This is a genomic window from Jeotgalibacillus sp. S-D1 (genome assembly GCF_004358665.1).
Lineage (GTDB): Bacteria > Bacillota > Bacilli > Bacillales > Jeotgalibacillaceae > Jeotgalibacillus.
In genome coordinates this window covers 94,680-107,701 of the sequence record NZ_SMZR01000006.1, presented here as the reverse complement: position 1 = coordinate 107,701, position 13,022 = coordinate 94,680, and the positions used below count along the sequence as shown (strand labels likewise).

General features: G+C 43.0%; 10 protein-coding genes. 6 read left to right on the top strand and 4 right to left on the bottom strand.

The window, feature by feature from the left end:
- Positions 1-17: 17 nt before the first annotated feature.
- From E2R51_RS16140 to E2R51_RS16130, 3 genes are all read left to right on the top strand, one after another.
- Positions 18-806, top strand: a complete 789-nt coding sequence (locus E2R51_RS16140; protein ID WP_133378123.1) for a cytochrome c oxidase assembly protein — start codon at positions 18-20, stop codon at positions 804-806.
- Positions 807-916: 110 nt separating this feature from the next.
- Positions 917-2,128: a threonine synthase gene (locus E2R51_RS16135; RefSeq protein WP_133378122.1), complete on the top strand. Its 1,212-nt coding sequence runs from the start codon at positions 917-919 to the stop codon at positions 2,126-2,128.
- A gap of 117 nt (positions 2,129-2,245) precedes the next feature.
- Complete coding sequence (locus E2R51_RS16130; protein WP_133378121.1) at positions 2,246-3,979, top strand: ABC transporter ATP-binding protein; 1,734 nt, start codon at positions 2,246-2,248, stop codon at positions 3,977-3,979.
- 52 nt (positions 3,980-4,031) lie between these two features.
- Here E2R51_RS16130 and E2R51_RS16125 read toward each other — a convergent pair whose 3' ends face one another.
- The 3 genes from E2R51_RS16125 to yunB all read right to left on the bottom strand — a co-directional run bounded on the left by E2R51_RS16125 (position 4,032) and on the right by yunB (position 9,278).
- Positions 4,032-7,256 carry a DEAD/DEAH box helicase gene (locus tag E2R51_RS16125; RefSeq protein WP_133378120.1) on the bottom strand — a complete coding sequence of 1,075 codons (3,225 nt, stop codon included), beginning with the start codon at positions 7,254-7,256 and terminating at the stop codon, positions 4,032-4,034.
- Between the two features lie 229 nt (positions 7,257-7,485).
- Complete coding sequence (locus tag E2R51_RS16120; RefSeq protein WP_133378119.1) at positions 7,486-8,448, bottom strand: glycerophosphodiester phosphodiesterase family protein; 963 nt, start codon at positions 8,446-8,448, stop codon at positions 7,486-7,488.
- A 98-nt stretch (positions 8,449-8,546) separates the two neighbouring features.
- Positions 8,547-9,278, bottom strand: a complete 732-nt coding sequence (gene yunB / locus E2R51_RS16115) for a sporulation protein YunB (RefSeq protein ID WP_133378118.1) — start codon at positions 9,276-9,278, stop codon at positions 8,547-8,549.
- A 132-nt stretch (positions 9,279-9,410) separates the two neighbouring features.
- On the opposite strand from yunB, the gene E2R51_RS16110 reads away from it, so the two are divergent.
- A complete protein-coding gene (locus E2R51_RS16110; RefSeq protein ID WP_133378117.1) occupies positions 9,411-9,854 on the top strand; it encodes a hypothetical protein in 444 nt (147 codons plus the stop codon).
- A gap of 193 nt (positions 9,855-10,047) precedes the next feature.
- Positions 10,048-10,806 (top strand): STAS domain-containing protein, encoded by a 759-nt coding sequence (locus tag E2R51_RS16105; RefSeq protein ID WP_133378116.1) that lies wholly within the window; start codon positions 10,048-10,050, stop codon positions 10,804-10,806.
- Between the two features lie 36 nt (positions 10,807-10,842).
- Here E2R51_RS16105 and E2R51_RS16100 read toward each other — a convergent pair whose 3' ends face one another.
- Positions 10,843-11,637 carry a phosphotransferase gene (locus E2R51_RS16100; RefSeq protein ID WP_133378115.1) on the bottom strand — a complete coding sequence of 265 codons (795 nt, stop codon included), beginning with the start codon at positions 11,635-11,637 and terminating at the stop codon, positions 10,843-10,845.
- A 251-nt stretch (positions 11,638-11,888) separates the two neighbouring features.
- Between E2R51_RS16100 and E2R51_RS16095 the strand changes: the two genes are divergently transcribed.
- Positions 11,889-12,911: a LacI family DNA-binding transcriptional regulator gene (locus E2R51_RS16095; protein WP_133378114.1), complete on the top strand. Its 1,023-nt coding sequence runs from the start codon at positions 11,889-11,891 to the stop codon at positions 12,909-12,911.
- Positions 12,912-13,022: the final 111 nt, after the last annotated feature.

Genomic DNA, 13,022 nt, shown 5'->3' with positions numbered 1-13,022 from the left:
AGAAGGGCGGGCTTTTTATGCATCATCATCATACTCATCAAGCAGCAGAGGGAATCCTTTCTCAGATCATATTAGGGGTTCCTTTTCTGCTGGTTATGGCGCTTTACTGTGCAGCTGTTTTACTGTCTAACCGTCGCTATAAACCTTGGCCTCTTTACCGGACTGGACTGTTTGCTGCGGGTGCTCTTTGCGCTGCAGCAGCCGTTGCCGGTCCATTAGCAGAAAGAGCCCATATGGATTTCACAGCCCATATGATGGGTCACTTACTTCTTGGGATGCTCGCTCCCCTGCTTATGGTGTTAGCAGCGCCCGTCACCCTTATCTTGCGAACACTCCCTGTAACTTACGCGAGGCGGCTGTCACGATTACTCAAAACAAAACCCGCCTCGCTGCTGACCGATCCTGTTTTTGCTTCCGTGCTCAACATAGGCGGGCTTTGGCTTTTATACACGACTGACTTGTATCAAATGATGCACCAATCTCTTATTCTTCATGTAGTGATTCACTTGCATGTATTTATAGCAGGATACCTTTTTACAGCATCAATGATATACATTGATCCCACCCCGCACCGAACAAGCTATGTTTATAGGACCGTAGTGCTTGTCATAGCATTAGCCGGTCATGGCATTCTGTCTAAATACATATACGCAAATCCGCCTGCTGGCACTCCTGCATCCCAGGCGGAAAGCGGCAGCGTGCTAATGTTTTATGGAGGCGACTTGATCGATGCTGTCATTATCACCATTTTGTGCTATCAATGGTATAAAGCAGCCAGACCTCGAACATTTGCCGTTGAAGGATAAAAGAAATTAAAACCTAGTTGACATATCGGATTTAGAATATTAGTATTTTAATAGAATATTTTTCTGAATTTTAAATTTTTTAATCATATCGTTGCGAGGAGAGAGATAGCTTGGCATATAGTTTCGTATCCCATTTATATTGTCCCAAATGTCAAAACACCTATTCAGCAGATGAGAAAGCAAATGTATGTGCGTGCGGGTCCCCTCTTTTAGTCAGCTACGACTACGCGGGCATCAAGGCCCAGCTAACCAAGGAAACTTTGGTGAAACGAAAGCCGGATCTTTGGCGCTATCATGAGCTACTACCGGTTAAGAACAAGGAGAATGTCACTTCTTTTGGGGAAGGGATGACTCCTCTGATTGAAATGAAAAATCTTTCTGAAGAATATGGGATTAAAACAGTCTGGATGAAAGATGAGGGGTTGATCCACACAGGTTCATTTAAAGCCAGAGGATCAGCCGTAGGCGTATCGAAAGCCAAAGAGCTGAACATCAAAGAAATTGCCATGCCGACTAATGGAAATGCCGGAGCAGCCTGGGCTCTTTATGCAGTAAAAGCCGGAATAAAAAGCCATATCGTTATGCCCCTGGACGCCCCTCTAATTACCCGAAAAGAAGTTTATATTTCCGGAGCCAATTTATACCTTGTAGACGGGGTCATCAGTGATGCCGGCAAAATTGTTGCACGCTCTGTGAAGGAAAATGGATGGTTTGATGTCTCTACTTTAAAAGAACCTTACCGGATTGAAGGCAAGAAAACGATGGGGCTTGAAATAGCAGAGCAGCTCGATTGGGAGCTGCCCGATGTCATCGTCTACCCTACTGGCGGCGGAGTGGGGTTAATTGGTATTTATAAAGCTATTAAAGAGCTTATGGAATTGGGCTGGGTTAAAAAAGATAAATTCCCGCGACTTGTGGCTGTACAGGCAGAGGGCTGCGCCCCTATTGTCAAGGCATTTAACGAAGGGAAAAGGGAATCCGAATTCTGGCAGGATTCAAAAACGTCCGCTTTTGGCATTAATGTGCCAAAGGCTTTGGGTGATTTTCTGGTGTTGGAAGCAATCTACGAAACAAGCGGCTGTGCGATTGCAGTTGATGATGACACGATCTTATCCGAACAGCAGCTAATTGCACAAAAAGAAGGCGCCTTTATTTGTCCTGAAGGCGCGGCCACCTTTGCAGCGATTCGCAAGCTTCGGGAAAGCGGCTGGATTAAGAGTCATGAATCAGTTATTGGCTTAAATACTGGGATGGGAATCAAATACCCTGAAACGGTAGAAGCGGACGCGCCTCTGGTTGGAAAAGAGGAAGCCATCTATTAATGGTAAAAAGACTTCGGGCCATCCGGAGTCTTTTTCTTCGTCATCTAAAACATGATGAAAATTAAAAAAAGAGGTATGATAAGGATAGAACAAAATCACGAAGACAGGAGATCCTACATGACCCAAAAGCAAAATAGCATAAAACCTTTTATCTCCCTCATCCTATCCACTAAGATCCCTAAACTCGCTTTGTCAGTCGGTCTGATTGGCAGCATCATTACTACCCTTGTCGGTTTGACTATTCCATTGCTTACGAGAGAACTGGTAGATGGTTTTTCAGTAGATTCATTGAGCATCTGGCTGATTGTGCTTATCGGCGTTGTATTTATCGTTCAAGCCGTGTTGGACGGCGTTTCTACTTACCTGCTGGCTTATACCGGACAGCGGGTTGTTGCAAAAATGCGTGAAATGATGTGGCACAAACTCCTTCGCCTCCCAGTAAGTTATTTTGATCAAAAGGCGAGCGGCGAGTCCGTCAGCCGGGTTGTCAATGATACCGGTATTGTAAAGGATTTAATCTCACAGCATTTCCCCCAATTCATCACCGGCATTATTACCATTATTGGAGCAGTTATTATCCTGCTTGTCATGGACTGGAAAATGACATTGCTAATGTTGATTTCGGTACCGGTCACTGTTGGGATAATGGTGCCGCTTGGAAATAAGATGTCTAAAATTTCACGCGGATTGCAGGATGAAACGGCGGTCTTTACCGGGCAAATCCAGCAGACATTAAGTGAAATTCGGTTAATGAAGGCCTCAAATGCGGAAACAGCAGAAGGCAGTAAAGGAAAGGCTGGCATTCACACGCTGTTTACTTACGGCTTAAAGGAAATGCGCATCTTTGCCCTAATCGGTCCGCTTATCTACCTGGTGATGATGGCAGTCATTGTGGTGATCATTGGATACGGCGGAATTCGTGTAGCGGAGGGTTCCATGACGACCGGATCACTTGTCGCCTTTCTCTTATACCTGTTTCAAATCGTCTTTCCAATCACGTCATTCGCTATGTTTTTCACCCAACTGCAAAAAGCAAAAGGGGCAACCGAGCGAATTATCGACATAATCGAACTGCCTCTGGAGGATGGGCAGGAAGGTATGCAAATGGATATAACGGACCTGCCTGTTCGGGTGGAAAATGTATCGTTTGCCTATCAGGAAGATGAGCCCATCCTGAAGAACGTATCCTTTGAAGCTCAGCCCGGCGATATGATTGCTTTTGCAGGACCAAGCGGAGGCGGAAAAACAACGATGTTCGGGCTGCTTGAACGTTTTTACGAACCGACAGACGGCAGAATCTTTATTGGCAATACACCGATAACGGCTCTTTCCATGAATTCCTGGCGCAGTCAGATTGGCTATGTATCACAGGACAGTTCAATGATGACAGGAACCATCCGTGAAAACTTATGCTATGGACTGGAAGCGCCAGAAGACATTACGGATGAACAATTATGGCAGGTAGCTGAAATGGCTTATGCAGCTCCTTTTATTAAAGAGTTTCCCAAAGGATTGGACACAGAAGTGGGAGAACGCGGCGTGAAGCTATCCGGCGGGCAAAGGCAGCGAATCGCAATCGCACGGGCATTTCTGCGTGATCCGAAGATTTTGATGATGGATGAAGCAACTGCAAGCCTGGACAGCCAGTCTGAAGGCATCGTTCAAGAAGCACTCATCCGCCTTATGGAAGGCCGCACCACATTTATCATTGCTCACAGACTTTCCACCATCGTTGATTCCGATAAAATTATCTTTATCGAAAACGGTGAAATTACCGGCGTCGGCACGCATCGGGAATTAGTAGAGAGCCATGGTTTATACCGGGAATTTGCCGAGCAGCAATTAACCTGATACATGACAAAGAGAGCAGCAGATAGATGAATCTGCTGCTCTCTTTTGTTCGTTAAATCATTAAAATCTCTCGTATATCCTCTTCTGTTAAAGAAGAGGAAGACTTTTTATCACTTTCAATCAGTTCTTCAATAAGATGTCTTTTTTTATCCTGGAGTTCATTCATTTTTTCCTCAATAGTTCCGCGTGCGATCAGCTTAATAACCTGTACGGCATTTTTCTGGCCCATTCGATGTGCCCGGTCAGCTGCCTGCTCCTCTACAGCGGGATTCCACCAGGTATCGTACAGGATGACTGTATCAGCGCCAGTCAGGTTAAGCCCAGTCCCTCCTGCCTTTAAGGAAATCAAAAATAATTCCCGCTCTCCCCCGTTAAACCGATTGCAAATTTCCAGTCGTTCTTCTGCAGGGGTTTGGCCGTCTAAATAGAAAAAAGGATGGCCTTGAACCGTTAGTTCCTTCCCGATTAAACCAAGCATTTTGGTAAATTGGGAAAAAATCAATACTCTTCTTCCTGACGTCCTTGACTCTTCCAGAATCTGAAGAAGCTGCTCAAATTTAGCGGATCTCCCTTTATATCCTTCAACAAAAAGCTCAGGGTGACAGCAAATTTGCCTTAAACGCGTCAGTCCTGCTAAAATCTTTATTCGATTCTTTCGAAGGGTATCCTTGTCCAGGTGCTTTAATGTATCATGGCGAAGCTTTGCCAAATAAGCTGCATAGAGCTTTTTCTGATCGGGCAGCAATTCGAGTGATTCAATCGATTCCAGTTTTTCCGGAATCTCCGCAAGTACGTCCTCTTTCATACGCCGCAGCAGAAATGGGCGCACACGTCTTGCAATCGTTTTTCTTGAGAGATGGCTGTATTCCTTCAAGCCCTGAAACAGTTCGGGGAAAACTACGTGAAAAATGGACCATAGCTCTTCAATTGAATTTTCAATTGGTGTACCAGTCAGCGCAAAACGATGGACCGCCTCTAATTTTTTTACCGCCCTCGCTGTTTGGGTAACCGGATTTTTAAAGGCCTGTGCTTCATCAAAAATAACAGTATGGAATGACTGTGCTTCATACCACTTGATATCTCTCCGAAGCAGCGGATAGGAAGTAATGATGACATCGATCGCAGACAAATCTTTTTGGAGATCGCTTCTCTCAGACGCACTTCCGTCCAGCACAACTGCCTCAATTTCGGGTGCAAAATGAATGCATTCACGAAGCCAGTTATACATGACAGATGACGGACAGACGATGAGGGCAGTCTGCTTATTCTGACGGATATTCGTCAGCTCGGACAATAGGAATGTGATGCTTTGCAGTGTTTTTCCAAGCCCCATATCATCTGCTAAAATGCCTCCAAATCCATTGCTTGCCAGCATCTTCATCCATTTAAAGCCATCTTTTTGATAGTCCCTCAGCACATCTTCCAAGGATTCAGGCACTTCAAATTGCAATTGGGAGGGATGCTGAAGCTGGTCTAAAAACTGGCGAAATGATTCTTCCAGCTTAAAGGCATCTCGATCATCTACAGAATCCAGCAGACGGAGACCCTGTACGACCGGCACCTCAAATCCCTGTTCAAGATTTTCAGGCTGAACGGGCACGGCATTTAAAAATCGTTTTATTTCCTGTATTTCTCTTGTCTCCAATGAAAAAAGAGACCCGTTCCGCAGACGATAATATTTTCTTTTCTCTTCTATCGCAGCCAATAGCTGACGGATCTGACTTTCAGGAACCCCATCCATTTCAAATTTAAATTCCAGCCAATTTGTTCGTTCTTTTTTTATCTTCACACTGATTTTAGGACCGTTATTTTCCCTGAAGATCCTGTTTCTAATTGCTGTAGTTGCATAAATCTGCACCAGAGGCTGAAGCTTTGGAACAATATGATATAAGAAATTATATTCCAGCTCTTCATTGTGTAAATAAAAGCCGCTGTCTGTCTTGGTAAACGAACTGTCATCCATGAGCTGCATGATTTCCGCTTCTTTTTCTTTTTCTCTCACATGAATCGAATTAGCCATAAACTTCGAGTCATCCAAAGGATTAATGATGCTGTCTCCATAACAAAATTCAAGACTGGCAAGCAAACGGCTTTTCACCCTGTCCAAATACAGTTTGGCCAATAAAGGTGCTTTCTTAAATCTGTCATCGCCATACCCCGGCAGCTGGACCTGTCCGAGTTTTTTTAAACCAGGCACAACTTTATCAAGAAACAGTTCGACTTGATCAGGAGCAATTGGGATTTGATTGGTTTTTGAAGCATGCAGCATCTGACTCAGCTCATGCAGCCGGCTGCTGTCCTCTTTTTTCAGCTCGATCCATTTCCCTTCCACTAACACACCATGATAGACAGGCAGCTGGAGAATTTGCTGCAAACCATTGATCTGAAGCTTGCTGCCTGTCTCGGAATTCGTCATAACAAATTGCAATGGGAGAAGTTCGTCAGACAGTTGGAGACCCCCGTATGATTTCCTGCGGTACTCGAGCGTTACCGAAGGCGCCTCGATAAACAGCTGCTTTAAGGATTCCCAAGATGACGGCGGAATCAGCAGCAGATTAGGACTGACCGTATAATCAGACAGACTTGGGGCAGCATCCAGATATACCTTTTCATCATGCGTCACTTGAATCAGCTGTTGAATCACATCGTCCGATTCCCGGTCAAAACAATGCATACGGGGATCATAGGTGAACGAAGGACTAAGCAAATAGGGTGTCGCTTTCTTTACATGTGTCAAAAACGTTCTGATATCAAGCACACTCGCTTCTTCAATTGTCATCTCCAGCCCAATCAGGTTCGTTTCTTTCCCGATTGTCATTGGTACCAGAATAAAGGCAGCATCAATTTTTTCTCTGTTTTCAAAATGGAGCTGGTGTCCGCTTCCTTTATTTTTCCTGTTATCAAATAAAGTCATAAATCCATCTGTCAGTTCATTGTCAGATGAAGAAGCTGAATAACCTTCCTTTTTGTATGGCAGGCCTGTCCCCTTTCTACGGAGCTGCTGTTCCATTATCAAAATCAGCACGGACGCAATATGCTGACAGTCCTTATCATATGAAGCAAGCTTTGGACAGCTGCACGCACCACTGAACCCCTGGTTTACTTCACGTTTAATCGTTACATAAAACGCTTCTTTTCCTGAAACAACCGCTTCACAAATATCGTCCGTCTGTTGAGTAACCTTCACTTTATCCGCTCGATAAAAAGCGTCTCCCCGATTAAAAGAAGCCGTACCGCATTTTTCTTTAATTGATTTTTTGGTCACTTTTATATCCAAATGCCAGACTCCTTTCTAAAGAGACACTTCAATGCGTTCATTTTTTATTTATTATACATTATTTTAGTGTGGAGGCGGATTGATGTCTGGGCTCGACCTGGTCCGGGTCCGAATCGAAGGCTGAAGCGGAGCGTTCCGCTTGTTTTGTGCCCGAATCGCAGCCTGGAAGACTTCAATCCGCGGGTCAGGATGAAACTCCCCCTTACTCCGCAACCCATGAGCCCATTCATCACCGATGCTTAGAAATCAAATCAATCCGATTTGTCCATATCCACCCCGAATAATCTTCGGGTAAACGATTTATATCCTCCACAGAGTCAAATCCTTCCGACCATTTCCCGCTGCCAGCCACTACAATTACTCTGGTATTCTCTTTATCCATGCGCTGTATAAATTTCCCCGGCCACCCCCACATGTAGGAAACAAATTTTTCAGGAATATGCAGCTGCGTGTTTTCGCAGGAAGATGGCATATGGCCTGTCCAGCCGACAGCTAGATAGGGAAGTAAGCAGTCTTTCATGACAGCCAGTGACATAACCCGAATCTCAGGAATAATTGATTTTAGTTCACTTATGGGTTCGTCTCCTCCATAAACCGCGATCCTGCTTAACTCATTTTCATACCTTGAAGCTAAAAACTCGGCTAATTGCTTTCCTTCCCACTTTTCGTTGCTCTTAATATGTACTAAAAATTGTTCGTCCGGAAAATGTTCGAGCACCTCTTCCAGTGACGGCATTAAGCCAATTCCTTTTCCTCTAAATGGAAAGGTTTCTCCGTTATCTGCTGTATAGCCATAGCCAATATCCATTTTCCTTAGTTCGTCCATCGTATATTCAACCGGTTCTCCGACCGCATCGGTGCGGCAATCAAGCGTCCAGTCATGAAACACAGCGAACTGGCCATCTTTTGTCGGACGAATATCGAATTCGACCATATCAGCTCCTGCTTCAAATGCTGCTTCCATCGAGGGGATAGTATTTTCTAAATAAGTGTGATCAGGTTCAAAGATACGCTCAGCTGTACATGTATCACCTTCGATTCCATCCATGCTAAACGTCTGTCCAACTCCTCGATGAGCAAGAAGGAATGGGCTATTATTGGTCTCAACCAGGAGAGATGTGTTATTTACAAAAATAAAAAGGATAAATATAAGTAATATGAGCACTGGTGTCTTCCATTTTTTCCGCTTCATATAAGCCTCCTTTTATTAATTTCCGTCTCTTCTCTAAGAAAACTATCATAGGCCGGGCTGCACTGTCTGAAGCTTTTAACACTCCAGACAGTTTTGTTTTATTTCTCCTTGGATGACTCGATGATTGGCATTTGGCCATAATATTCGGGGACATTTCCCTGCAGAAATAAATCTCCCAGTTTTATTGAGTTGCTTACTTCAATATTCTTTTCCAGGGACGGGATAATGACTTTCATACTGACGTCGATTTCCAGAAAAATTTCCAGAAAAGTATTGTTAATACCACTTTCATTCATAGTTGTTTTTATCGTGGTAGACACGTTTCCAACTGTTTCAAATTGAATCGGTATTTTCGGTCCCAGACTTGATAAAAGTAAATTATCTGTTGTCACACCTAAAGGCATATAATAGATAATATCCTCTTTTTCATTGCTTTTCGGTTTTTTACTATCCTCCTTTTTATCTTCTGCGCTTGCATAGCCATTCTCCAGAAATGCCTGGATCCTTTCCCCCGCTTCAGAATCCAGCTGATTATAAATCTTGGGATTAAAACTGTACCCCATGCCTGACTCGGACTCATGAAGAATAATTAATTCGTCCATGTCGATCGATTGGCTCATCTCCTCTGAGACCGCTTCATTGATTGCCTGGATTGCAATATTGTGAGTCTTTGTTTCTGCAATACTCATAATGCTTGGCTCGATTTTTTTATCAATGAGCCAGATACTGAATAATGTGGACAGTACAAACAAAATAAATGAAAGAAAAAAACTTTTTTTTAGGGACATGGCTCTTTTTTGACGGAACTTCATTACTGATTTCACATCCACTTTTACCTATTTCCCATACTATATGTAAGGAAATTCAAGCAGGTGCCTAGATGATTTGGCATAAGCGGCTTACAAAAGCATATATATATGATTGATTGTTTTTTTAGGCAAACATAATATTGAGGTGAGAAAATGAGGCGATTACTTTATTTTGTTGTGTTAATCCTGCTCATTATTCCCGGCACCTTATTATATGAGGCACTGACTTCAGCACAAAAAGCAGAGGAATCCTCTTATCTGACGAAAGAATATGAAATTTCCCTGGAAAATCCGATTGCCCAATCAAAAGAACCGATAGCTGTTTCATTTGTTCAAGCTGCAAGCGGGCAGGTAGAGACCGGAACACTGGTTACGATTACAGGCGAAGTCGATCTGATCCTCACTAAAGGCGATAAAACGGAATTTGGCCTTTCAGTTAATGAAGAGCATGGATATGGGGTGTATGTCATTCAGGACGACTCAGGATTCACTCCTCAAGAAGGAGATCGCGTAAAAGTCAAAGGTGTCTACCGGGGAGATTATGAACATGCGCCTCTCCCGCTGGTATTGGCGTCTAAAATAGAAGTGATTGAGTAATTTGGAAAAAATAAAATGCCTCTAAAACAAGTGTATGCAGTTGTTTTAGGGGGTTTTTATGTTGATTTTAAAATTAAATCCCTAATCTATGACATTAAATATCTTCTATCTTCCTTATTTGGTTTATACTAACTATACAATATGTAACAACTTTTACAGAATTAATACTATTACATATTAAGGGGCGAAAAATGTGAACGGTGATGCGATCCTTCCTGAAGGAATTTCTCCTCTTTATGCTTTGAACAGCATTGGAGAAACCATTTTAATTGCTTATGCCAGCTACACAATTGTATGGATGAATGCACAGGCAAAAGAGCTGCTTTCAGTTGTAGCACCATTATACGGCCTAAAAAACAGTGATGAACTAATTGGTTTAAATATGAATCATTTCCATCGCCGGCCCGAATACCAGGAGAAATTGATGGGCGGACTGAGTGAGATGCATCGATCGAGGATTACGATTCGCGATCGATTTGTTGCTGACATTGTCATCACTCCAATTAGGCAGGAGCAAGGTCCGATAGATGGTTATGTGGTCATGCTGATGGATGTAACAACAAAAGCTGAGGAAGAAGATAAAAAGGAAAAGTTCATTAATGCATTATCTACCCCGGTTCTGCGGGTATGGAGCAATGCAATTGCACTTCCTTTGATTGGTGAGTTTGATATAGAGCGTTTTGATCAGCTGATCATGAATATTTTAGTAAAATGCTCTTCTGAACAGGTGGAATATGTTTTGCTGAACTTAAGTGAAGTTTATATCGGTGAAAGCAACTTAACAGGGCTTTTCCAAAAGCTGATTGACTGTATTAGCCTAATCGGCTCACAGTGCATACTAGTGGGAATTCCTCCCTCTTTGGCTACGTCCCTCACCGGTCTGGACCGGGACATCCTAACCTTTAGCACCACCTATGATGGTCTCCAGTATATTATACAAAATGAGAAATGAGTGATGGCGCGGACTCCTTTTAAAGTGGCCGCGCCATTATTCTTCCCATTCATGCCGGTGCTTTCGTATAAAGTTAATATCATGAACATAGTGCTCAATATGCCCTTCAGCCTTCATTTTTTGGAAGGCTGCCACTCCCTCATTCGCATGACTCTCTATCGTTTTACATAAATCTTCTAAACGGAAAAGCACCATGTCCAGGCAATCTTTGGAACCCTGTATTCCATATGCCTCAAAAAATAGATTTATTCGCTCTTTTATGCGTTTTGCATCACTTGACGATTGATAGAAACACTTTTCACCTGTTTCTACTAAATAAAAACGGCTCAGCGGTACACAAGTATAAAGAGTATAAGCAATATCCCACAATACCGGTCCCGGGCCAGCAACATCAAAATCAATGAGGCCAACTGGGATGCCATCGGCAAAAATCATATTATACACAGCAAAGTCATTATGGCAGATCACTTCTGCCTGATCGGACGTTTGAACAACGGGCTTCCAGTACTCCCCGACTTCGAAATCCTTCACGGCATCATGATATCTCCGCTGCATCTTGGCAATTTTCTCTAGTGCTTCACTTGACCACATATAGTCTTTCAGCGGATAATTGCCCGCTTCCCCTTCAATGAACGATAGGATTTCTCTTCCCTGCTCATCAATTCCCAGAAACCGGGGTGTAAATTCAATATTTTTTGCCTCCAGATGCTTTAACAGTGCATGAACCCGACGGCTGTTTTCTGTCATTTCCCGTCTGACTGTATTGCCCAAACGATACACCTTTGACACATTGCCTCCAGTAAGAAGCTCTTCCTTTGAGTGATCAGACATGTAAACCCTCCTATCCTGCTCTTCTAGTAACTTTGCACATCTGCTATTTTTACGATCAGGTCAAACTATATCTTTAACAAATGGTTCTGTTTACACCGCGCTGTTATCGTTAATGTTTCCATTTTAGTATACAGGGAGACAGCTGACTGGGATAGCTGTAAAATGATGATCACTAAACGGGATGCGTATTCACTCTCGGTGACATCCGCTATAATAAATGTAACCAACCGTTATTCATGTAGGAGGATACAATGGATATTTTTGATATCGCTAAGCTTGCAGGAGTATCTCGGAAAACAGTCCAGCGAGTATTAAATAAATCACCTCAAGTAAGACCAGAAACGCGTGACCGCATACTTAAAATTATAGAGGAACATCAGTATCATCCAAATGTTTCTGCAAGAAGGCTCGTGAAGAAAAAAACTCAGACAATCGGTCTTTTTATTATTCAAGATACCACCAAACACCGTATTTATTCTGATGATCTCTTTTACAGTGTGGTAATTGGCAGTATGATCAGCGCCTGTTCTGATAGAGGATACAATGTATTGGTAACAATGGCTGATCATAAAGATTCTGCTGCTGTTATGAAACTGTACCGGGAAAAAAGCATTGATGCCGGAATGATCATCAGCTGGACAAATGTTCAACGCATTGTGGATCAAATTGTCTCAGCCGGATACATAGTTGGATTGTTCGATCAAAACAACTTGAGCAGCCCCCCTCCTTCCATTCCGATTCCATTTTTACAAAACGAACAAGGGGGAAAAGATGCCGCAAACTATCTGATTCAGCTCGGCCATAAAGAAATTGCTGTTATTACTGGAGATAAAGATAACCACGCCTCAATTGAACGATTGAACGGCTATAAGATTGCGTTAAAAGAAGCGGATATACCGGTTCACCCTGACTTTATTTTCAACGGCAGCTTTACTGAAAAAAGCGGCAGTGATGCTGTCGTACAATGGTCTCAAAAAGAAAAATTCCCCTCGGCAATAATCTGTTTTAATGATGTCATTGCTTTAGGGGTAATTAAAGCGATGCGGGCTGCAGGTCTTTCAGTACCAGACGATGTCTCAGTCATTGGATTTGATAATGTTCTCTTAACCGAATACACCGCCCCGCCGCTAACGACGATGCATGTCCCGAGAGTTGAAATGGCAGCATCTTTGGTTGAACAGCTCATTTGTCAAATTGAAGAAAAGCCCTTTGACAAATCAAGCATCTTTAAAGCATCTCTTATCGAACGGGAATCCTGTAAACCGCCAAAATAACTCTCCAGGCATCCCAATCACTGGTTAATTGAGTGCTTTTTTGTACCCTGGATCATAAATGTAAAAAAAGCCACGATGTGGATTATCCTACATCGCGGCTTTTTTTGTGGA

What these genes read in the sequence shown, in the direction of transcription:
- E2R51_RS16120 (WP_133378119.1), bottom strand. Translation starts at nt 8,448, where the DNA reads ATGAAGCGGAAAAAATGGAAGACACCAGTGCTCATATTACTTATATTT.
- E2R51_RS16110 (WP_133378117.1), top strand. Translation starts at nt 9,411, where the DNA reads ATGAGGCGATTACTTTATTTTGTTGTGTTAATCCTGCTCATTATTCCC.
- E2R51_RS16100 (WP_133378115.1), bottom strand. Translation starts at nt 11,637, where the DNA reads ATGTCTGATCACTCAAAGGAAGAGCTTCTTACTGGAGGCAATGTGTCA.
- E2R51_RS16130 (WP_133378121.1), top strand. Translation starts at nt 2,246, where the DNA reads ATGACCCAAAAGCAAAATAGCATAAAACCTTTTATCTCCCTCATCCTA.
- E2R51_RS16140 (WP_133378123.1), top strand. Translation starts at nt 18, where the DNA reads ATGCATCATCATCATACTCATCAAGCAGCAGAGGGAATCCTTTCTCAG.
- E2R51_RS16095 (WP_133378114.1), top strand. Translation starts at nt 11,889, where the DNA reads ATGGATATTTTTGATATCGCTAAGCTTGCAGGAGTATCTCGGAAAACA.